This window comes from Shinella kummerowiae, from assembly GCF_009827055.1.
Lineage (GTDB): Bacteria > Pseudomonadota > Alphaproteobacteria > Rhizobiales > Rhizobiaceae > Shinella > Shinella kummerowiae.
In genome coordinates this window covers 216400-236743 of sequence record NZ_WUMK01000010.1, presented here as the reverse complement: position 1 = coordinate 236743, position 20344 = coordinate 216400, and the positions used below count along the sequence as shown (strand labels likewise).

Sequence of the window (20344 nt, the reverse complement as noted above, 5' to 3'; positions counted from 1 at the left end):
GGTTGTCAGAGACGATTCCAGCCGGTTCGCGACGAACCGGCTGCAACGCATTCAGGAGAGCGCAGGCGCGCGCGCGCCTGCTTCAAACCAGGGTCATGCCACCATCGACATGCAGTTCGATGCCGTTGACGAAACTTCCGGCGTCAGAGGCAAGAAACAGCGCCGCGCGCGCAAGTTCTTCAGGCAGGCCCATTCGTCCTGCGGGAATGAGGGATGCCATGTGCTTTTCGAAGGCCGGCCGATCGGCCTCCGAGACGCCGAGCTTGTCGAGAATCGCTGTTTCGACCGGCCCTGGGCTGAGGATGTTGACCCGAATCTTCCGCGGTTTGAACTCGATCGCCCAGTTCTTGGCGAATGCGGCGACCGCGGCTTTCGAGCCGGCATAGACGGTGTGGTCCGGCAGGATCTTCGTTGCGGCAAGCGAACTGGTGACGATGATGTTGCCGCCGTCGCGAATCAGTGGAGCGACCGTCTGTACGCCAAAAAACACCCCACGGGTATTCGTGGCGAAGTGCCGATCGTATTCTTCCGGCGTCACCTTGTCCGACGTGGTGAGGTTGATGATGCCGGCATTGGCCATGTAGACATCCAGCCTGCCGAATCTGCTCGTCACCAGGTCGGCAAGCTTCTGATGATGCGCCAGGTCGGCCACGTCGCCAACGAGGCCGATCGCGCCGTGGCCGATGTCGGCGATCGCCTGGTCGACGACATCGGCACGCCGCCCGGTGATGATTATCTGCGCGCCCTCTTCGGCAAAGAGCTGCGCGGTTGCCTTGCCGATGCCGCTATTGCCGCCGGTGATAACGGCGACCTTGTTCTTGAGCTGCTGCATTTTGCTTATCTCCTTTTCAACAGAGCGTGAGATAAGCTTCGCGACCTCAAGCCTTTAGACCATGATCAGGCACATGATCTGTGCCCCGGAGATGCCAATGCCAAATCTGCTGGATGAGACATCGGGACTGATGGCTTTCGTGCGGACGGTCGAGGCGGGATCGTTCACGGCGGCCGCACGCGATCTGGGCACCACGCCGTCGGCGATCTCGAAGAGCGTGGCACGCCTGGAGAAGAAGATCGACACGCGGCTTTTCCTGCGTACCACTCGCGCGCTCACCCTGACGCAGGACGGGCAGGTGTTCTTCGAGCGCGTCGCGCCGCTTTTGCGGGAGCTGGATGCGAGCGACGAAGCCATCAGGTCGGAAATGACACCATCGGGAAGATTGCGCATCAGCATGCCTGCCGAACTTGCGCCGCTCTTGCTTCCGCGCCTGTTCAGCGCCTTTGCGGTGGACTACCCGGATCTGCATCTGGACGTCGGGCTGACCGACCGCTTCGTCAACATTGTCCGCGAAGACTATGATCTCGCCTTGCGCGCCGGCACTCCCACGCAGGACGATCTTATCGTCCGTCGTCTGGCGGACTTGCCGATGGTGGTGGTTTCCTCCCCCGCCTTTCTGGAGACATGGGGCAATCCAAGAACGGCTGAGGCTCTTGCCGACCTGCCTTTCGCCCGCTACGCGATGAGTGGCACGGTGCGACCTGTCCACCTGGCAGACGGAACGGCCTTCACTCCAAGGGGGAGAATCGATTGCGACACGGGTGCTGCCTTGATTCATGCCGCGCATGGCGGGCTGGGCGCCGCCTACGTTATGCGATGCCTGGTTGCGGATGAATTGCGGGCGGGCACGCTCGTCTCAGTGGCACCGGATATCACGCTGCCGACGCTTCCCCTCAGCGTCCTGCATGCCTTCGGACGCACCGTCCCCCCGCGCGTCAAACTGTTCTGCGACTTCATGGCCGGCGAGGCGAAGGCGCTTGCCAGGCTTTGAGCTTTCCGGCGCGGGGCGGCAGGGTATGGGGAAAGCGAAGCGTGCGAGACTTGTAACTTCTATGGGGTTGAGCATGGGCCGCCCCTTGAGCAAACGTAATCCAATAGGCCGGACCGTATAGTGGTGAAAACGCTCCCTCATCGAGGGCGTACCCACGTTTCGTCGGGGGGAAGGCGTCCTTCATCAATCCCGATTGAGAAGAATGCGCTCCTACGGTCTTGATTGGATTCAAAACGACGTCGTCGAAAAGAAAGATGAGCCGCGCTGGCGCGACAGGCTCACCTTTCTGATGTCGTCGGACGAGGCTAATTCAAGGAAAAACGCTCTGGCCGGAAGGTAGCAAGCATTGGATGTTCGAAACCTGTTGCGACCTCGTACGCGAGCAACTCCCCGACGATGAGGCCGAGCGTCGCGCCGCTGTGACTGAAGGCGACGTAGTAGCCGGGAATTTCCTTGAATCCGCCGACGACCGGCTCTCCGTCACCAGGGATCGGCTTGCCGCCGACGCCGATCGTGGCGACCTCAAGCTTCGGGTTGCCCTCCATCACCTTTGCAGCCTCAGCCAGAAGAGCCGCAACGACGCTGTTGTCGATGTCGTATCCGCCATCCGCGCGCAGCTTCACCCCTTCGTCGGCCGCCCAGTCGGCGTCCAGCGAGAACGTGCTGCCGGGCGCCGGACGAACGGCAACACGCGGCGTGTTCAGGACGGCGCGCAGGGGATGGGCGAGCGGCCTGGTCTGTACCAGAAGGGCGACCGGTGTCCCGTCTCCGATGGTCTGCCCACTCTCCGCGGCCATTCGCGGCACGGCAGGCCCCGTCGCCAGTACGACGGCATCCGCCCGAATACGCCCGCCCGTCGCTGTCTCGGCACCGACCGCTCGGCCGCCTTCGATCACGGCGCGTGCCGTCCCCTGGTCCGTCACCAGCACGCCGCCGAGCGCTGAAAATTCCTCGAGGAGCAGGCCGATCAGCGCCGGCAGGTCGACCCAGCCCTCGCCGGGATTGAAGATCGCGCCCTGCGGCGTGATTGCAGTGGCGTCGATGCCGGGCGTGACGCCGGCAACGTCGGCGGCCGACAGCCGTTGCGCATCATAGGCGAGCGAGGCCTCATGGCGATAGGCGGCGTCGATCTCGTTGCGCTCGTCTTCAGCATCCCACGTCAGGCCACCATCGAAACGAAGCCAGTCGGCGTTGGCATTTCGCGCCGCGAGCGTGCGGTAGCGGTCGATGCCAGCCATTCGAAGGCGGTGATAGGGTCTCGAGCGCATGCGTGCCGAGTTCAGCCAGGAGAGTGAGCGGCCGGAAGCGCCGTTTGCCGGCGGGCCGTCGTTGAGGATGGTCACGCGGATGCCGCGCCGGGCAAGCTGAACACCAGTGGAAACGCCGAAGATGCCGGCGCCGATGACGACGGCCGAAGAGATGGTGTTGTCGGTCATGATTGTGTCTTTCAATCGGTTGGTCATGCGGATGGATGGGCCGGTCAGGGCTCTTCCCAGCGTCCGCTGACGGCGGAGCGGAAGAGCGCGTCGATCGCCTTCATATTGGCGACCGCATCATCCAGCCCGGTTTCGAGCGGCGTGCCGGTCAGGATAGCTTCTGCGAAGGCATCGGCCTGCTCGCGGTACTGGTCGACCGGCTCGATGGCGATCTCCTCGCGCCCGCCGTCCGCCAGATCGCGACCGTCATTGAGGACAAGGACCGTCGGCGTGTCGGCAGGTGCGTTGAAGGGAATCGGTATTTCAAGGCGCGCATGCGTTCCGAGCACCGTGATCTTCTGTGTGAGAACAAGCTGCGTGGAGCAGATGAAGGCCAGTTGCCTGCCTCCGGGGAACGCCAACAGGCCGCTCGTCAGGCGGTCTGTGCCGAAGGCCGGATCCCGCTCCAACAGCGCGATTGCCCGCAACGGTTCGTCGCCGAACAGGAAGCGGGCCGTATTGACGGCGTAGCAGCCGACGTCGAACAGGCCACCGCCACCGATATCCGCCTGGTTACGCACATTCGCGGGGTCGTCGAGATAGTAGGAGAAGATCGTCTGGATCGCCTTCACCTCCCCGAGGCGCCCTTCGTCGACTAGGCGGCGCGCCTTCTTCCACTGCGGGTGATGGCGCACCATGAAGGCTTCGGCGACCGGCAGGCCGGCGGCCTTTTGCGCAACCGCTAGGTCCATCGCTTGCGCGGCGTCCAGGGCGATCGGCTTTTCGCAGAGCACCGGCTTGCCATGTTCCAGCGCGCTGATCGTCAAGGGCACATGCAGGTGATTGGGCAGCGGGTTGTAGATCGCGTCGATCTCGGGATCGGCCAGCAACGCCTCATAGCTGCCATAGGCCTTGGCGATGCCGAAGCGCGCTGCCATCTCCGTCGCCCTGTCCGGATCGCGCGAGGCAATGGCCGCCACGCGTCCGAGGCGGCTGGACTGAATGGCGGGGATGACCGCTTTCGCGGCGATGCCCGCGCAGCCGAGCACGCCCCATCGTATCGTTCGTGTCATCGCTTCCTCCTGTATTCAGAGCACTTCCGCAAGGAAGCGCTGAAGCCGCGGACTCTGTGGGTTGTCGAAGATCGCTTCGGGCGTGCCCGCCTCCACCACACGCCCCTCGTCCATGAAGACGACTTGATCGGCAACGCGGCGGGCAAAGCCCATCTCGTGTGTGACGACGACCATCGTCATGCCGCGATTGCCGAGATCGGCCATCAGGTTGAGCACGCCCTTGACCAGTTCCGGGTCGAGCGCACTCGTGACCTCGTCGAAGAGGATGACTTCCGGCTCCATGGCGAGCGCACGCGCGATGGCGACCCGCTGCTGCTGGCCGCCGGAAAGGCCGCCCGGCCGATGATGCTGACGGCTTGCAAGGCCGACGTCGGCGAGCCGTGCCTTGGCGATGCGCTCGGCCTCCGCCGCCGGCAGACCCTTGATCTTCGTCAGCGAGAGCATGACGTTTTCCAACGCTGTGTGGTCGGGGAAGAGGTTGAAGTGCTGGAATACCATGCCGACCCGCCGGCGCAGCGTTTCCGGCTTCTTGGCAAGGATACTCTCGCCATCAATGAGGATGTCGCCGCTTTTCGGCTCGACGAGACGGTTAAGCCCACGCAGTAGCGTCGACTTGCCCGAGCCGGACGGGCCGATGATGCAGGTGACGCTGCCCGGTTTCACCGCAAGATCGACGCCCTTGAGCACATCGAGCTCGCCGTAAGCCATGCCGAGATTGCGCACGTCGAGGCTGCCGCCCTTGAACGCAGCGCCGGAAGTGCGGCCAGCGCCGTCGAGCTCGCTGACTTCTTCCAGCCCACTGGTGATGATTGCCGGGCGTTGTTTGCCGATCCTCAGGCGATTGTCGATGGTGTTGACGACATGAGTGAGCGGCACGGTGACGATGAGATAGAAGACACCGGCCAAGAGCAACGGCGAAAGATTGCCCGTCACGACCGCCTGGTCCTGCCCGACGCGAAAGATCTCGCGTTCGGAAGCCAATAGGCCGAGAAAATAGACCAGGCTTGAATCCTTGACGTTGCCGATGAACTGGTTGACGAGGGCCGGCAGCACGCGGCGCACACCCTGCGGCACGACGATGAGCCGCATGCCCTGTCCGTAGCTCATCGACAGTGCCCGGCAAGCCTCCATCTGGCCGCGGTCGACGCTCTGGATGCCCGAGCGGAAGATTTCGCCGATATAGGCGCCGGCGATCAGGCTGAGCGCCAGAATGCCAAGCGGATAGGGTGACGGGCCGAAGAGTTCACGGCCGAGCCTTGCAAAGCCCTGACCGATCAGCAGGATGGTGACGATGGCAGGCAGGCCGCGAAAGATATCCGTATAGAGACGGGCGGGGATACGCAGCCAAGGTGATCTGGAAATGCCCATGATGGCGAGCACCATGCCGATGACAACGCCCAACACCGTCGAGGCCGCAGCAAGGATCAGCGTGTTCTTCAGGCCGACCGTGATCATGGTCGGCAGTACTTCTGCCATGGCGTTCCAGTCAAGGAAGCTGCGGCGCAGGTTTTCAAGCCAGTTCATCAGGAGGTCCCTTGAAAGAAAGACCGATCCGACCGACGGGGTCGGATCGGCAAGGCGGCATCACTGCTTGGGAAGATAGGTGTCCGGCATAGGCGTGCCGGGGAACCACTTTTCATGCAGGGTCTTCCAGGTGCCGTCCTGCATCGCGGCCTGGAGCCCCTTGTTCAACGCCTCGCGCAGGGCGCCGTTGCCCTTGCGGATGACGAAACCGGCCGGCGCGTCGAAGCTCGGGATGTTAACGGCGACCTTCAGCTCGGGATAGCGCGCCGAATAATCCTTTGCCGCCTCGTAGTCGAGGAAGTGCGCATCGACCGTGCCGTTGTTGAGCGCGGAAACGGCGGAATTGTTGTCCGGGAACTTCACCAGATCCGCACCCGTGAAATTCTTCTCGGCGTAGATTTCCTGCAGTGTCCCCTGAACCACGCCAAGTCGCTTGCCCTTAAGGCCAGCTGCGTCGGTGATGCCGGCATTCGACGTCAGCACGGTGAGGAAACCCGCGAGATATCCATTCGAGAAATCGACCGTCTCTTTGCGCTTGTCCGTCGTGCCGATGGCGGCAGCCGCCACGTCGAAGCGACTGTTGGCGACTGACGGCATCAGGGCGGAGAATTCCTGGCCTGTGAAGATCACCTGCTCCTTCTTGAAGCCGAGGCGCTCGGCGACGTTGAGAAAGAGTTCGATGTCAAAGCCGGTGAAGTTCCCATCGGCGGTGGTGAAGGCATAGGGCTTGGCATCGCCCATCGTGCCGACGCTGATCACGGCGGGATCGATGAGGCCTAGCGGATTGTCTTGGGCGATCGCCGGTGTCGCGGCGCTGGCCAAAACGCCAAAGGCAACCGCGATGGCGCTGGCACGCAGCCGGGCAAAGGGGGAAGTGAGAGCTTCGGTAAATCGCATTTCGTTTCGTCTCCTCTGGTGGTGTCTGCGATGTTTTCCAAGGCACACGGGTCCCATCTGGACGGCGGTATCACCACGCCTCCAGCCCGTGCATCTCGCATGCCGGAATTTCAGTTTCCATTATTGAGACCGGTCTCAATCTAAAAAGAGACCGGTCTCTTTGGCTTTTTACAATTGTTATCTTCGCATTTGCCAGCCGTCAATATCTCTTGTAAGCCTACCGCTCATGGACCAGAGCCCGCCTCGAAACACCTCCGTCACAGTGGCCGACGTCGCGCACAAGGCCGGCGTGTCGAAAGCGACCGCCGCCCGCGTTCTGGGCGGCTACGGAACGGTCAGCGACCGGGTGCGGGAAGTCGTCACCGCCGCTGCACGCGCCCTCGATTACCGACCGAACGAAATCGCACGCAGCATGACGACGGGCCGCTCGGGTACGATCGGCGTCGTGGTGGGCGATATCGAAAACCCGTTTTTCAGCCTCGCTGTGCGCGGCATTACCGATGTTGCCCGACAGGCGGGCTTCACCGTCATTCTTATCAATTCGGGCGAGGACGTCGCCGCCGAAAAGGCGGCGATCAGGACCTTGCTTGCAAAACGCGTCGACGGCCTCATCGTCTCGCCGGCCAAGGAGAGCGAGGTCGAGCACCTGCGCGAGGCCTCCCGCTCCGGACTGCCACTCGCACTCCTGGATCGCGGCAGCGACACGCTCGACGTCGATACCGTCATCGCTGACGACCGGCACGCCGCCGAGGGCATAACGCGTCGGCTCGTTGCGCTCGGTCATCGCCGCATTGCCTATCTCACCGCCTGCGACACGCCGGATCATCGTTTCCATACAGCGGACGACATCAATACCGGCTCGGTGCGTCGGCGCATCGAGGGGTTTCTCGGCGTCTGCCGTGAGGCCGGCCTCGCCGAGATGGAAGACTGGGTTCATGTCGGAGCCGTCACCTCGGAACACACGCGCCGCATCGTCACCGCAATGCTCCAGTCAGCACAGCGCCCGACAGCGATCATCGCATCGGACAGTGTCATTGGACTTGAAGTGTTTAAGGTCCACCGCGAATTTGGGCTCAGCATCCCGGAGGACCTGTCGCTGGTGTCGTTCCACGATGCGGACTGGACATCCGTCACGACACCTCCCGTTACCGTTGTGCGCCAGCCCGTCTACGGCCTCGGCGAGACGGCGGCCAAGCTGCTGGTCGCGCGGCTGAATGGAAACGGCGGCGAGGCCAACCGCATCGTACTGCGCACCGAAGTCGTCGACCGCGCCTCCGTCGCCGACGCGCCCGCATAAGCCTTCATCACCCTAGAAACTGGACGCCGAGCCGCATGGCATTCAACATGGCGGCGTGAACCGAGCGGCGGCTGACGGCATCGCCGGTCCTGTACCGTTCATTGCCCTTCACTGGTCTGCCACGACGCGGCGCTGGGCCGGCAAGCCTTTTGATTTCCGTCACGCTATCATTTGCCGAGAGCAGGCGCAGGGCGTCGAATAGGTCGTTCACCGGCATCGGTCGGGCTCCACGATGACCTGCGTGTGGATCTGGCGGACGGCCCGTCAGCCCAGATCAATACAGAACCTTTGTGCGCAAGGCCCCAGAGGTCTTGTCGTATGCCTCGGAGGTCGAACATCAACAAATCAACCGAATGATGGGCAAGGACTCCGTCGCGGTCGCGGGTACTTACCACCTTCGCCCTGTCGAGCACGATCTTGGGTTTGGCAAGACATGCTTGCACGGTTCTTGTAAAATACTAGAGATCTCCAAAACGCTCGAGCATCTGTCGAAGCTGAGCTTTCTGCTGCCTTAGCTTTTCCATCAATTGGCGACGGAGTGCGCGAACCTCGGCGTCGATGTCAATGATTTCGTCGTCAAAATTGATTGATTGGTCTTCACGACGCCTCTGTTTTCTTGCGGGGACAGGCGTCTTGGGAGCGATGGCCTCGATTCTCGCGCGCCTGCGGTGGCTCACTTCGCCGTCGCCGTCGCCCCCCTCTAGCCTGTGGCCCGCCAGTGTCCCGCCCTTTCCCAGAAGAGACCGGTTCAGACTTGATCATGGGCTCCACTTCCACCGCGTCGGCCACCTCCACGAAGCCATCAGAATGGCGCCTCTCCACCTCGACATCCGCGTGCTCCTCGGCTTCCGACGCGGATGTCGACCTTCGGTAAATCCGACCTAGATGGTGCCAATTTCGGACGGCGCCAGCTCCAGTATCAAGGCGTGAGCAAGGTAGCTGAACGATCTGGCAACAGCTGGACCGGATATCAAGATGGCACCGAGCAGCTAGCCGCAGGCATCGCTTTCGCCGATCAAATTTGACAAGTTCGAAGTCCACGCCAACTCAAATTGAATAGCTTTGGGTGAGGTCGATGCTGGGCAAGGCGCGGTGGATAGCAGCACTGGTCAGAAGGATGCCCGGCCGGGAACCGCGGCACCAGACGAGCCCCGTTTCCTCTATGCGACCCTTCTGGGGTTCGATGTGGGCCTATTGGCTTTTGGAGCGCTGGCGTGAGGCCTGGGCGCTCACAATTGCTATTCTGTTTCTTACGGGCCTATCCGCCGAGGCCAGCGTCCGGTCCGCCCTGGCCTCCGGGGGGCTCGTCAACAAGATCGCCTATTTCCATCATCCGACAGCGCCGACGACGCCCTCGGCCCTCCTAGCCACGGCCGCGACATTTGCCGCCATCGCCATCACCCGGGATGCCGGCTTCACGGCGGTGGGACATTTCCTGTCGACCACACTCCACCGCAAATGGCGTGACTGGCTGGACAAGCGCTTCAACCGGGCACTACTCGACACAAACCACACGCATTTCCATCTCCAGCAAAGCGGCATAGACGCGACCGGCGCGGCCGTGCCGCCGCCGGACAATGTCGACCAACGCGTGCAGGAATCAATCAAGGGCATGACGGGCGGCGCCATCGGCCTCGCCATGGGTATTGCCGGCGTCGTCCTCTCGCTCGGCCTCGTTGGCAGCAAGCTGATTGAGACATCCAGCGCCGTCAGGAGGCTTGATGTCCTCGGGAGCTATGGAACCGCATGTCTGACTTTCACGGCGATCGCAATCTACGTGCCGCTCAACACCTTCATTGCTGCCAAGCTCGGCGGCGTCCTTCAGCATTTGTCGGTTTGCATGCAATGGGCGGAGGGCACGTACCGCACCGAACTGAACGTGCTGCTGCACCGGAGTTTCCATGTCGCTGTGCTCCGGGGCGAAAGGGTCCAGAAGGCGGTCAACAGTCGCCGGTATGACGACATCGATAAGAGCGGCGGCGCACGTGGCGTGATCGCCGGCCGCAACATCTGGCAGCGCGACCGCAAATCGGGCGAAGAGACGATAGCCGAAATCGCGAAACTCACCCGCAACGTGACGTTCCAGGACTAGAGCGGATCGACATTCGTACTTTTCAAATCAGTTGATGGGTGCCTCATAGGCTACCGTGTTGAACACGGAGAGCCTGGATGCTGGCAAAGCGTTATGAATTGAGTGACGGGCAGTGGGCGAGGGTCACATCGCTGCTGCCCGGAAAGGCGGGCGATCCGGAGCAGAACACCGAGTGTTTATCAACGATTGTCTGTGGCTTCTGCGCTCCAGCGCGCATTGGCGCGATCTGCCAGAGCGGTACAGCAAGTGGAAGACAGTGCACGAGCGCTTCAGCCGCTGGTGTCATGCCGGCATCTGTCAGCGGCTCTTCTGGAAGGGCAGACCGGAAACGCCGTTCTGGCTGGCAAGGCCTATGACAGCAATGCTCTACGCCAGATCATTGCCGCCATGGGAGCCGAGGCCGTTTTCCCCTCCAACCGGTCGCGCAAGATCATCATCCCGCATAACCCGCTCGCCCGTAAACATCGAAATCGTATCGAACGCCGAGGTCGGGCCACGACCTGCCGACCCCAGCCCTTGCAGCAGTTTGCGCAGCAGCAGTCGGTCGGCCTCCCGTTCTGCTCCTTCGATCGCCGCTAGCCCGTTGCGCCGCGCCTCATCCCAGGCGCCGGCCCGCGCATGAATGACGGCCGCGGCGGCGTGGAGCGGCTGGAAGCCGTCAAGCTCGGGTTGCAGCCTCGTGATCACGGCCTGAGCGGCTTCGACATGGCCGGTCTCGGCCAGCGCTACGGCGTGGTTCAGCCGCACCACCGCCGTGGGCTCCAAGGTCACGAGGACCGTGTAGAGTTGCAATATCTGCGGCCAGTCCGGCCCGGTATCGGCCATCTGGCAGGCGCTGATCGCCGCTTTGATCTGAAACGGGCCGGCGCGCTTGCGCAACAGGGCCGTGTGGAGAAGAGCCCGTCCCTCGTTGAGGCACTGCGTGTCCCACAAGGCGCGGTCCTGTTCGCCGGGCGGCACGCTTGCGCCGTCGGCGCCGATCCGGGCGGCGCAGCGCGCGTCAGTGAGCAACATCAGCGCAAGGGCGCCCTCGATCTCGGCCTGCCCGGGACGCAGGGCCAAAAGAAGGCGGCAGAGAAAGATCGCCTCGGCGCAGAGATTGCGCGGCTCGTCCGGGCCGGCGGTATAGCCGGTGGTGAAGATCAGGTAGATCGTGGTCAGCACCGTTCGCAGACGGTCGTCCCATTCCTCTGGGCCTGGCACCGCAAAAGGAATGCCTGCAAGCGCGATCTTCGACTTGGCACGACTCAGCCGTTGGCCCATGGTCGATGCCGTATCCAGAAACATCCGCGCGATCTCCTCGGTGGTTAGGCCGCACACGGTTCGCAATGTCAGGGCCACGCGTGACTTTTCTTCCAGCGCCGGGTGGCAGCAGGGGAAAATCAGCCGCAGCCTTTCGTCGGATATGTCCTCCGTGGCCTCGACCGTTTCGAGCACGGCGAACTGCGCCAGCGCCGCCTCACGCCGGGCACTGCGCCCTTCCGCCCGCAGGCGGTCCAGCGCCTTGCGCCCTGCCACCTTCAGCAGCCAGGCGCGCGGCGAATCCGGCAATCCGGATCGCCCCCAATGAAGCAGCGCCGAAATTCCGGCCTCCTGCAGCGCATCCTCGGCGCGTTGAAAATCGCCGAGGCGCGCGACAAGCGCCGCCATGAGCCGCCCCCGATCCTCGCGCATCACCAAAGACAGTGCGCGCGCGACAGCCATGGCCTGGGGCGCGGCTCCCGTCATCAGAGGTTGGCGGGATTGTAGGACATTAACGGCCGCACCTCGATGGTTCCCCACGCGGCGACCGGCAGCAGCGCGGCATAGCGCAGTGCGGCATCCAGATCGGGAAGCTCGAGTATGTAATAGCCGCCCAGATGCTCACGGGTTTCGGCGAAGGGACCGTCCATCGTCTCGACCTTGCCGCCGCGCAGACGCAGCGACGTTGCCGTTTCGATCCCCTGCAGTGCCTCGCCGCCTCGCAGCACACCATCGGCCTGCGCACGATCGTTGAAATCGGTGAAGCCCTGCATCATGGCCTGGAATTCCGGCGTACCATAAACCGGTTCGGCGTCGGGAGATGTGTAAATCAGAAGCATGTACTGCATGGACCCCTCCTCAGAGACCGAAGGACGTGACAACAACGCAGACCATGACAGTCAGCGTGGCGAGCAGGCTGGATGTGTTGCCGATGATCCGCAACGGGTGGGCGGGGTTCGCGGCAGTCAGCCCGAAGGGATGGATCAGTCGCCCGATCAGAAGCAGTGCACCCGAAACGTGCAGCCAGATCGCGTCCGCCTTGTTACCTTCGGCGATGATCATCAAGATCAGTACGATCGGCGCCCATTCGACGAAATTGCCGTGCTGCCTGATCTTCTCGTGCAGGCCGGTATCGCCGGCATCGCCGATGGAGACCTTGAGGTTCGAACGGGTCGTGGTCACACGAAACCACAGGACCAGAAACAGAATGGCAAGCGGCAGCGCGTAGAGCGCCGTAACTTGAAAAAGCATGGATTTTTCCTCATTTGTGTTGCGACAGACCAAAGACGCCGCCGGCCCGGCCGATTTCGACATCCCTATGTCAGGCGCGTATTCTTTTTTTGATTTCTCCCACCGGGCGCATCTGGATAGAAGCTAACCCGACAGGGAGCAAGGGCCGTACGGCTTGCTTGGTCATATCCGCAGATCTCTTCGAGTTGGAGCGACGGGCCGCTCCTAGAGGGAATACCGTCCACACAGCGCACCGGCGACGATAGGCCCGTGTCACAGCGCTTTAGAGCCGCTTCCAGCCTCCAGGTCAGCCCGAAAGCCGCGCCCGCATCGCCAGAAAATCAAGCATCACCCTGACACGGGACGGCAGCGCGCCGCCCTGCCCCTGAAACACAGCGTGGAAGGTTTCACGGTCCCCCGGATTGAGATGTTCGGCAACAGGCACCAGCCGACCGGCATCGATATCGCCTCGGACCGTGAAGGTCGCCATTCGTGCCAGTCCGACACCGGCAAGCGCCAGCCGGCGCAAGCCCTCTCCGTCGCTTACCCGCACCTTTTCACTCGGCGGCAGCAGCGTCTGCAAACCATTCGCCACTAGCGGCCAACCATCCACCGCCCTGGCATAGCTGAGGCTCAGGCGGTTGTGGGTCATGAGGTCGTCAAGGCTTTCCGGCTTGCCGCGCCGTTCGAGATAGGATGGTGCGCCGACGATGGTCATCGAGGTACTGCCGAGCTTGCGCGCGATCAGCCGTGACGCCTTGAGCGGACCGGCGCGGATCGCGATATCGACGCGCTCAGCCATCAGGTCGACGACAGCATCGTTCTGGATGATATCGACCGAAAGATCCGGATATGCGCTTAGAAATTCCGGCAGCAGCGGCATCAGCACATGCGTGGCGAAGGACGCGCTGGCGTTGATGCGGACGCGGCCCGCCGGGACGTCGCCAGCGGCCGCTTGTCTCTCGGCATCATCGATATCAGCGAGAATGCGGACCGCCCGCTCGTGGAAGGCGCAGCCCTCCGGCGTCAACTGCAATTGCCTTGTCGACCGGTTGATCAGCCGAACGCCAAGCCTTTCTTCCAGCCGCTGCACCAGCTTGCTCACCGCCGACGGCGTCATGCAGCACTCGCGCGCCGCTGCCGAGAAGCCGCCGAGTTCGACGGCCTGGACGAAAACGGCCATTTCGCCGGAGCGGTTGATTTGCTGTCGCGACATGTGACTTCAACTCACAAATGATATGCCTGTGGATAGTCTACCTCTCAAATCATCGCGACACCATCTTCGTCTTGCCAATGCAGGCATGATCGCAACGAGGAGTTCGAATGATGGAATACAGACGGCTTGGATCGTCGGGATTGAAGGCTCCCGCACTGAGTTTCGGCGCCGGAACATTCGGCGGCAAAGGGCCGCTTTTCAGTGCTTGGGGTAACAGCGACAATGCCGAGGCGCGCCGTCTTGTCGACATTTGCATCGAGGCCGGCGTCAATCTGTTTGACACGGCTGATGTCTATTCGGATGGCGCCTCCGAAGAGGTGCTTGGCGCAGCGATCAAGGGGCGTCGCGATGACGTGCTCATCTCCACCAAGATGTCGCTGCCGATGGGCGACGGCCCAAACGATGCCGGATCCTCGCGCTCGCGCCTGATCAAGGGTGTCGACGAAGCGCTTCGCCGGCTCGGCACTGACTACATCGACCTGTTGCAGTTGCACGCCTTCGATGCCGGCACCCCTGTCGAAGAGGTGCTGTCGACGCTCGATACCCTGGTGCGCGCCGGCAAGCTCCGCTATGTCGGCGTTTCCAATTTCGCCGGATGGCAGTTGATGAAGTCGCTCGCCACAGCGGACAAGCACGGCTACCCGCGCTATGTCGCCCATCAGGTCTACTATTCGCTGGTCGGACGAGACTACGAATGGGAACTGATGCCGCTCGGGCTTGACCAAGGCGTCGGCGCGCTCGTCTGGAGCCCGCTCGGCTGGGGGCGCCTGACCGGCAAGATCAGACGCGGCCGGCCGTGGCCGGAAGGAAGCCGCCTGCACGATACCGCCTCGTTCGGCCCGCCCGTCGATGATGAGAAGCTTTACGATATCGTCGACGTGCTCGATCACGTGGCCGGGGAGACCGGCAAGACCATTCCGCAGGTCGCCATCAACTGGCTGTTGCAACGCTCGTCGGTATCGAGCGTTATCATCGGCGCCCGTAACGAAGAGCAGTTGCGCCAGAACCTCGGCGCTGTCGGCTGGTCGCTGACCGCAGAGCAGATCGCGCAGCTCGACAAGGCCAGCCGGAACACCCCCGCCTACCCGCATTTCCCCTATCACCGCCAGGATGGTTTCTCCCGCCTGAATCCGCCACCGGTGTGATCATCGGGCTTGCCGAGTAGTTCTGACGATGATCCAGCGTCTGGAAACCCACGCTGATTCATTCGGAATGGCATAGCCGGGCCATGCAGCCGAGCTGGGAGCGCTTGCGTTCCCTGTTCGGTTTTTGCTCGATGAAGACGACGGCTCGCCTACGCTTCACCAGTGAATGCCACACCATTCGGATATAGAACCTGTACAAAGATGCTCGACACGGTGTTGAAGGAAGTTGAACCACCGATCAGCAGTTGGGAAAGCCGCATAAGTGGTGATTATCTCGTAGAGTCTATCTATTGACCCGCTCGTTCCGAAAAACCTGATGAAAGACAGTTACAGAGCCGAGCTGGCATGCGGCAGGCTGTCATAGGCGCCCCAGATCGCCTGGTCGAAATTGATGATTGCTCCGGTCATCAATCCGGATTCCTCCGATGCGAGGAAGGCTATTGCCCGGGCAACTTCCTTGGGATCGATCAGGCGACCATTCGGTTGTGCGATAACGGCCTTCTCGAGCCAATCGGCCGGCTGCCCGTCGAGTTCGCGTTGCGTCCTGTCCTCGCCTTCGGACGCCATCCAGCCGATGTTGAGGCTGTTGACGCGGATGCGGTTTCTGAGGGCGGCGTAGGCGGTGTTGCGCGTCAGTGTATCGAGTGCGCCCTTGGAGGCGCTGTAGGCGGCCAGGAATGGTTGCCCGCCCATCGAGGACATCGTCGAGATGTTGACGATCGTTCCGGCAACGCCGTCGCGCTTGAAAAGCTCGATCGCGCTTTGCATCAGGAAGAACGGCGCCCGGGTGTTGACCGCGAACAACTGATCGAAGAGCTCCGGGCTGGTGTTCAGGATGTTTCCGCGATTTGTCATCCCGGCCGCGTTGACCAGGCTGTCCAGCCGGCCGAATTTCCTGTCGGCGGCGGCGATGACGGCCTTGCAGTCGTCGACGTTCGACAGATCGGCTTTGACGAAGACGGTTTCCGCCCCAAGGGCGGCCAGTCGGGTGGCCTGCGCCGCGCCCTTCTCTTCGGACCGCCCGCAAATCACCAGGCCCTTCGCGCCGCGTTCGGCCAGAAGCGTCGCCGTCGCCGCACCAAGACCCTGGGTGCCGCCGGTCACGACGATGATCTTGTTTTCGAACTGTGCCATCTTTCAATTTCCTCTCGCGTGCTTGCACGTTGTTCCTACGGCTGGTCCAGCGCGCGCTTCAAGCGAACTGCAACGGCAACCATCCGCCATTGTGCTTCTCGTGGCTGTCGACGACAGCATCGACGAAGGCCACACCTTTGAGGCCATCATAGGAGGAGGGTATTCCTTCCCCGAACGACCCGGCCGGCGCGCCGCTTTCCTTCGCCCTTATGACGGCAGCGAAGCCGGAATAGAGGTTGGTGAACGCTTCGATATAGCCTTCCGGGTGGCCCGGCGGTGTGCGGGTTCGAACGCGGGCACCATCGGTCAGATCGTCACGACCGCGCTTGATCGTTTCCGGGGCGCCAAAGAGCCTGGTGAAGACCAGTTCATTTGGCTGCTCCTGATGCCAGGCCAGACTGCCGTTCTCACCGAAGACCCGCAGCCTCAGGCCATTCGACTGACCGATCGCCACCTGAGAGGACCACAGAAGACCGCGCGCGCCGCCTTCGTAGCGGATCATCACATGGGCATTGTCATCCAGGGCACGGCCCTCGACAAATGTCGCCAAGTCTGCGGCGACCGCCTCGGCCTTCAATCCCGTAACGAAGCCTGCGAGATGATAGGCGTGCGTGCCGATATCGCCGATGGAGCCGCCGCGTCCGTTCTTCTTCGGATCGGTGCGCCAGGCCGCCTGCTGGTTGCCTTGCAGTTCGATCCCCGTCGCCATCCATTCCAGCGGATACTCGACCTGCACCACACGGACCTTGCCGAGGTCTCCGCGCGCGACCATGGCCCGCGCCTCATGAACCATCGGATAACCGCTGTATGTATAGGTCACCCCAAGGAAACGCCCTGTTGACTGCCCGAGGTCGTGGAGCGCAATCGCATCCTCGACGGTCGTGGTCATCGGCTTCTCACAAATGACATCGAATCCCGCCTCGAGAAACGCCTTGGCGATCGGGAAATGCGTGTGGTTGGGCGTGCAGATCGCCACGACATCGATCCGGTCGTCGCGTGTGCGCTCGCCCGTCACCATGCCGAGATAGTCACCATAGGAGCGGTCGCGATCGATGAAATTCTTCGCGGCGAAGCTATGGCCCCGTTCGGCATCGACATCGAACGCGCCTGCCACGAGGTCGTAGTGGTTATCGAGGCGCGCGGCGAAGCGATGGATGCCGCCGATATAGGCGCCCTCGCCGCCACCGACCATGCCGAGGCGAAGACGACGATTGGATAGGTTTGCATTCGACACGGCCAAAGTCCTTAGATCCCGAGGATTTCATTGTTGACGGATCGGTCCGTGCCGGACTTCACGAAATCATCGAAGGCGCGATCCGAGACCTGAATGATATGATCGCGAATGAAGCGTGCGCCCTCGGCGGCACCGTCTTCCGAATTCTTCAGGCAGCATTCCCATTCGAGCACGGCCCATCCATCGAAACCGTAGCCCGTCAGTTTCGAGAAGATCGCGCCGAAATCGACCTCCCCGTCGCCGGGGGAACGGAAGCGGCCGGCCCGCCTGACCCAGGGCTGATATCCGCCATAGGCGCCCGTTTTGCCCGTCGGCCGGAATTCCGCGTCCTTGACGTGGAAGGTCTTGATACGCTGGTGATAGTGATCGATGTAGGCGAGATAATCGATCGACTGAAGTACCAGGTGGCTCGGGTCGTACATGATGTTGCAGCGCGCATGATTGTCGACGCGCTCCAGAAACATCTCGAAGGTCAGGCCGTCATGCAGGTCTTCGGTCGGATGGATTTCGTAGCAGACGTCGACCCCCTCTTGATCGAAGGCATCGAGGATCGGCCGCCAGCGCCGTGCGAGTTCATCGAAACCGTCGGAAATCAACCCGTCCGGCCATTGCGGATAGGGATAGAAATAGGGCCAAAGAAGCGTTCCGCTGAAGGTCGTATGGCGATCAAGGCCGAACCTGCGAGAGGCCTTGGCAGCACAGAATAACTGGTTGACGGCCCAGTCTTGCCGCGCTTTGGGATCACGGTGCACCTTGGCGGGCGCAAAGGAATCGGCCGGCAGGTTGAACGACGGGTGAAGCGCGACGAGCTGTCCCTGCAGATGACTGGCGAGATCCGTGACGACGAGGCCGTGCTCGTCCAGCGTTCCCTTGATCTCGTCGACATAGCCCTGGCTTTCAGCGGCCTGTTCGAGGTCGATCACCCGGCGGTCCCAAGTGGGGATCTGCACGCCTTTGAACCCCTTGTCGGCGGCCCAACCGGCCAGTCCCTTCAGCGAATTGAAGGGCGCCTCATCGCCGGCAAATTGCGCGAGAAACACGCCGGGACCCTTGATGGTTCTCATGCTTGTCGTCCTTCAGATAAGTATGGTGTCTAAGCCTTTGCGCGATTAGACGCCGACGCGCTGGTTCTTGCGGCCTTCCTGCTGGTCCTTCGCGGCGGCATTGACCTGCGCGCGTTCGCTGACCTGCGGCACACCGACATCCCACCAGGCATCGCCGGGCGTCCAGGTGAAGGCATCTGAGACGATGGTGAGCACGGTGGTACGATCCGTCGTCTGCGCCCACTCGACCGCGTCGCCGAGATCGGCCAGGCTCTCGACATGCCGGGTGAGCGCACCCATGGCCTCGGCATGTTTGCCGAAGTCGACAGGGAACGGTTCCTTGACGCGGCAATCCTTGATGAGGTTGTTGAAAGAGGCGCCGCCCTTGGCGTTCTGCAGGCGGTTGATGACGGCATAGCCGCCGTTGTCACAGACGATGAGGATCATCTTGTGGCCGGAGAGAACGGTCGAGTAGATGTCCGAGTTCATCATCATGTAGGTGCCGTCGCCGATCATGACGATTGGTGTGCGCGTGGGATCGGCCATGGCCGCGCCCCAACCGGCGGCGATTTCATAGCCCATGCAGGAGAAGCCGAACTCGCAGTCAAAGGTGTTGGGTGCCTTGACGCGCCAGTTCTTCATCACTTCGCCCGGCAGGCCGCCGGCGGCGGTGATCAGGAGGTCACGGTCCTTCGCCCTGGAGTTGACGATGCCGACCACCTGCGCATAGGTCGGAACCGGCGCGTTCGTCGGCTTCTGGTAGCCGTCCAATGCGTCGTTCCACTTGGCAAATTCCAGCCTGCCCTTGTCCGTCCAGCCGGCGTCTGCCTTGTAGTCGCCGATCGCGGCCTCGACTTCACCGACCGTTTCCAGCGCATCACCGACCACGGCGACGGCGCGATGCTTCTTGGCATCCCAACGCGCCGCGTTGATAGAAACGAAGCGGGCGTCCGGCGAAAAAGCCGTCCAGGAGCCGGTCGTAAAATCCATGAGCCGCGTGCCGACGGCGAGCACCACGTCGGCTTCCGCGGCCAGCGCATTGGCCGAGGTGGAGCCGACGATGCCGATCGGCCCGACATGGGCCGGGTGGTCATGGGTGACCGTACCCTTGCCGGCAATGGTCTCGCAAAGCGGGATGCCGTGCTTTTGCGCAAAATCGGCCAACGCCGTTTCCGCACCGGAATAGCGAACACCGCCGCCGGAGATGATCAGCGGGCGCTTGGCCGCCTTCAGCACGCGGATCGCCTCCGCAAGGCTGTCGCGGTCGGGCCGCGGGCGTGGCACCTTGTGAACGGTCTGTTCAAAGAAGCTTTCCGGATAGTCCCAGGCGATCTCCTGCACATCCTGCGGCAGGCCAAGGAAAGCCGGGCCGCAATCGGCCGGGTCCAGCATGACGGCGACGGCCTGCGGCAGCGAGGAAAGGATCTGCTCGGGATGGGTGATGCGATCCCAGTAGCGCGCCACGGCCTTGAAAGCATCGTTGACAGTGATCGTCGGATTGCCGAAATGCTCGACCTGCTGCATCACCGGATCGGGACGGCGGTTGACGAAGCTGTCACCGGCAAGAAGCAGGATGGGAAGGCGATTGGTATGCGCCACGCCTGCGGCCGTTACCATGTTGAGCGCACCCGGACCGATGGAGCTGCACGCGACCATGATCTGGCGCCGGCGCGTCGCCTTGGCAAAACCGATCGCAGCAAGCGCCATCGACTGCTCATTCTGGCCGCGCCAGGTCGGCAGCGTATCCTGGACCGCCTCCAGCGCTTCAGACAGGCAGGTCACGTTGCCATGGCCGAAAATGGCGAAGACGCCCGGGAAAAGCGGCTCGCGTCGGCCGTCGATTTCGGTAAACTGGTTGCAGAGATAGCGGACCAGGGCCTGGGCCATGGTGAGACGAACGGTACCCATTTAAAACCTCCCTGAGCCGGCATACCCGCGCCAGCCCTCTTCGCAGAACTATTATTTCATAAATTTAT

General features: G+C 62.4%; 18 protein-coding genes and 1 pseudogene. 5 read left to right on the top strand and 14 right to left on the bottom strand.

The genetic code is table 11. The annotated features are described in order from the left end of the window. Window positions 1-82 precede the first annotated feature (82 nt). Window positions 83-832, bottom strand: a complete 750-nt coding sequence (locus tag GR138_RS24775) for an SDR family NAD(P)-dependent oxidoreductase (RefSeq protein ID WP_160861939.1) — start codon at window positions 830-832, stop codon at window positions 83-85. A gap of 97 nt (window positions 833-929) precedes the next feature. Here GR138_RS24775 and GR138_RS24770 point away from each other — a divergent pair, with 97 nt between their 5' ends. Further along, a complete protein-coding gene (locus GR138_RS24770) occupies window positions 930-1826 on the top strand; it encodes a LysR family transcriptional regulator (protein ID WP_420853714.1) in 897 nt (298 codons plus the stop codon). A gap of 305 nt (window positions 1827-2131) precedes the next feature. Here GR138_RS24770 and GR138_RS24765 read toward each other — a convergent pair whose 3' ends face one another. From GR138_RS24765 to GR138_RS24750, 4 genes are read right to left on the bottom strand one after another with little or no spacing between them, the layout of a single operon-like run. Further along, complete coding sequence (locus GR138_RS24765) at window positions 2132-3262, bottom strand: NAD(P)/FAD-dependent oxidoreductase (protein ID WP_160861937.1); 1131 nt, start codon at window positions 3260-3262, stop codon at window positions 2132-2134. Between the two features lie 44 nt (window positions 3263-3306). Next, complete coding sequence (locus tag GR138_RS24760) at window positions 3307-4314, bottom strand: Gfo/Idh/MocA family protein (protein WP_160861936.1); 1008 nt, start codon at window positions 4312-4314, stop codon at window positions 3307-3309. Between the two features lie 15 nt (window positions 4315-4329). After that, window positions 4330-5838 (bottom strand): amino acid ABC transporter permease/ATP-binding protein, encoded by a 1509-nt coding sequence (locus GR138_RS30855; RefSeq protein WP_160861935.1) that lies wholly within the window; start codon window positions 5836-5838, stop codon window positions 4330-4332. 60 nt (window positions 5839-5898) lie between these two features. Next, window positions 5899-6735 (bottom strand): ABC transporter substrate-binding protein, encoded by an 837-nt coding sequence (locus tag GR138_RS24750; RefSeq protein ID WP_160861934.1) that lies wholly within the window; start codon window positions 6733-6735, stop codon window positions 5899-5901. Between the two features lie 226 nt (window positions 6736-6961). Between GR138_RS24750 and GR138_RS24745 the strand changes: the two genes are divergently transcribed. Further along, window positions 6962-8032 carry a LacI family DNA-binding transcriptional regulator gene (locus GR138_RS24745; protein WP_160861933.1) on the top strand — a complete coding sequence of 357 codons (1071 nt, stop codon included), beginning with the start codon at window positions 6962-6964 and terminating at the stop codon, window positions 8030-8032. Between the two features lie 7 nt (window positions 8033-8039). Here GR138_RS24745 and GR138_RS24740 read toward each other — a convergent pair whose 3' ends face one another. Beyond that, window positions 8040-8249: a hypothetical protein gene (locus GR138_RS24740; RefSeq protein ID WP_160861932.1), complete on the bottom strand. Its 210-nt coding sequence runs from the start codon at window positions 8247-8249 to the stop codon at window positions 8040-8042. Between the two features lie 945 nt (window positions 8250-9194). Between GR138_RS24740 and GR138_RS24735 the strand changes: the two genes are divergently transcribed. Beyond that, window positions 9195-10124, top strand: coding sequence for an ABC transporter family protein (locus GR138_RS24735; RefSeq protein ID WP_246200680.1), 930 nt, complete (start codon window positions 9195-9197; stop codon window positions 10122-10124). Window positions 10125-10236: 112 nt separating this feature from the next. Further along, window positions 10237-10422: pseudogene (locus GR138_RS30650) on the top strand (transposase); the annotation flags it as partial. Between the two features lie 68 nt (window positions 10423-10490). On the opposite strand, the gene GR138_RS30645 reads toward GR138_RS30650, so the two are convergent. The 4 genes from GR138_RS30645 to GR138_RS24710 form a co-directional block, all read right to left on the bottom strand. Further along, window positions 10491-11828 carry an RNA polymerase sigma factor gene (locus tag GR138_RS30645; RefSeq protein WP_246200678.1) on the bottom strand — a complete coding sequence of 446 codons (1338 nt, stop codon included), beginning with the start codon at window positions 11826-11828 and terminating at the stop codon, window positions 10491-10493. Between the two features lie 23 nt (window positions 11829-11851). Continuing rightward, window positions 11852-12214: a YciI family protein gene (locus GR138_RS24720; RefSeq protein ID WP_160861928.1), complete on the bottom strand. Its 363-nt coding sequence runs from the start codon at window positions 12212-12214 to the stop codon at window positions 11852-11854. 10 nt (window positions 12215-12224) lie between these two features. Next, window positions 12225-12617, bottom strand: coding sequence for an MAPEG family protein (locus GR138_RS24715; protein WP_160861927.1), 393 nt, complete (start codon window positions 12615-12617; stop codon window positions 12225-12227). Between the two features lie 286 nt (window positions 12618-12903). Continuing rightward, complete coding sequence (locus GR138_RS24710; RefSeq protein WP_160861926.1) at window positions 12904-13812, bottom strand: LysR family transcriptional regulator; 909 nt, start codon at window positions 13810-13812, stop codon at window positions 12904-12906. Window positions 13813-13922: 110 nt separating this feature from the next. Between GR138_RS24710 and GR138_RS24705 the strand changes: the two genes are divergently transcribed. Next, window positions 13923-14957, top strand: a complete 1035-nt coding sequence (locus GR138_RS24705) for an aldo/keto reductase (RefSeq protein ID WP_160861996.1) — start codon at window positions 13923-13925, stop codon at window positions 14955-14957. A gap of 327 nt (window positions 14958-15284) precedes the next feature. On the opposite strand, the gene GR138_RS24700 is transcribed toward GR138_RS24705, so the two are convergent. The 4 genes from GR138_RS24700 to iolD are packed head-to-tail and all read right to left on the bottom strand — an operon-like array spanning window position 15285 to window position 20276. Continuing rightward, on the bottom strand, window positions 15285-16091 hold the full coding sequence (locus GR138_RS24700) for an SDR family oxidoreductase (RefSeq protein ID WP_160861925.1): 807 nt from the start codon (window positions 16089-16091) through the stop codon (window positions 15285-15287). Between the two features lie 58 nt (window positions 16092-16149). Further along, the gene (locus tag GR138_RS24695) at window positions 16150-17283 is read right to left on the bottom strand and encodes a Gfo/Idh/MocA family protein (protein WP_160861995.1); all 1134 of its coding nucleotides are present in this window, start codon (window positions 17281-17283) and stop codon (window positions 16150-16152) included. A gap of 53 nt (window positions 17284-17336) precedes the next feature. Beyond that, window positions 17337-18389, bottom strand: a complete 1053-nt coding sequence (locus tag GR138_RS24690; protein ID WP_160861924.1) for a sugar phosphate isomerase/epimerase family protein — start codon at window positions 18387-18389, stop codon at window positions 17337-17339. A gap of 45 nt (window positions 18390-18434) precedes the next feature. Further along, window positions 18435-20276 carry a 3D-(3,5/4)-trihydroxycyclohexane-1,2-dione acylhydrolase (decyclizing) gene (gene iolD, locus GR138_RS24685; protein WP_160861923.1) on the bottom strand — a complete coding sequence of 614 codons (1842 nt, stop codon included), beginning with the start codon at window positions 20274-20276 and terminating at the stop codon, window positions 18435-18437. Window positions 20277-20344 lie beyond the last annotated feature (68 nt).

Excerpts from the sequence above, each read along its gene's own strand:
- GR138_RS24775 (WP_160861939.1), bottom strand. The coding sequence starts at position 832 with ATGCAGCAGCTCAAGAACAAGGTCGCCGTTATCACCGGCGGCAATAGC.
- GR138_RS24770 (WP_420853714.1), top strand. The coding sequence starts at position 930 with ATGCCAAATCTGCTGGATGAGACATCGGGACTGATGGCTTTCGTGCGG.
- GR138_RS24765 (WP_160861937.1), bottom strand. The coding sequence starts at position 3,262 with ATGACCGACAACACCATCTCTTCGGCCGTCGTCATCGGCGCCGGCATC.
- GR138_RS24760 (WP_160861936.1), bottom strand. The coding sequence starts at position 4,314 with ATGACACGAACGATACGATGGGGCGTGCTCGGCTGCGCGGGCATCGCC.
- GR138_RS30855 (WP_160861935.1), bottom strand. The coding sequence starts at position 5,838 with ATGAACTGGCTTGAAAACCTGCGCCGCAGCTTCCTTGACTGGAACGCC.
- GR138_RS24750 (WP_160861934.1), bottom strand. The coding sequence starts at position 6,735 with ATGCGATTTACCGAAGCTCTCACTTCCCCCTTTGCCCGGCTGCGTGCC.
- GR138_RS24745 (WP_160861933.1), top strand. The coding sequence starts at position 6,962 with ATGGACCAGAGCCCGCCTCGAAACACCTCCGTCACAGTGGCCGACGTC.
- GR138_RS24740 (WP_160861932.1), bottom strand. The coding sequence starts at position 8,249 with ATGCCGGTGAACGACCTATTCGACGCCCTGCGCCTGCTCTCGGCAAAT.
- GR138_RS24735 (WP_246200680.1), top strand. The coding sequence starts at position 9,195 with ATGCGACCCTTCTGGGGTTCGATGTGGGCCTATTGGCTTTTGGAGCGC.
- GR138_RS30645 (WP_246200678.1), bottom strand. The coding sequence starts at position 11,828 with ATGGCTGTCGCGCGCGCACTGTCTTTGGTGATGCGCGAGGATCGGGGG.
- GR138_RS24720 (WP_160861928.1), bottom strand. The coding sequence starts at position 12,214 with ATGCAGTACATGCTTCTGATTTACACATCTCCCGACGCCGAACCGGTT.
- GR138_RS24715 (WP_160861927.1), bottom strand. The coding sequence starts at position 12,617 with ATGCTTTTTCAAGTTACGGCGCTCTACGCGCTGCCGCTTGCCATTCTG.
- GR138_RS24710 (WP_160861926.1), bottom strand. The coding sequence starts at position 13,812 with ATGTCGCGACAGCAAATCAACCGCTCCGGCGAAATGGCCGTTTTCGTC.
- GR138_RS24705 (WP_160861996.1), top strand. The coding sequence starts at position 13,923 with ATGGAATACAGACGGCTTGGATCGTCGGGATTGAAGGCTCCCGCACTG.
- GR138_RS24700 (WP_160861925.1), bottom strand. The coding sequence starts at position 16,091 with ATGGCACAGTTCGAAAACAAGATCATCGTCGTGACCGGCGGCACCCAG.
- GR138_RS24695 (WP_160861995.1), bottom strand. The coding sequence starts at position 17,283 with ATGGTCGGTGGCGGCGAGGGCGCCTATATCGGCGGCATCCATCGCTTC.
- GR138_RS24690 (WP_160861924.1), bottom strand. The coding sequence starts at position 18,389 with ATGAGAACCATCAAGGGTCCCGGCGTGTTTCTCGCGCAATTTGCCGGC.
- iolD (WP_160861923.1), bottom strand. The coding sequence starts at position 20,276 with ATGGGTACCGTTCGTCTCACCATGGCCCAGGCCCTGGTCCGCTATCTC.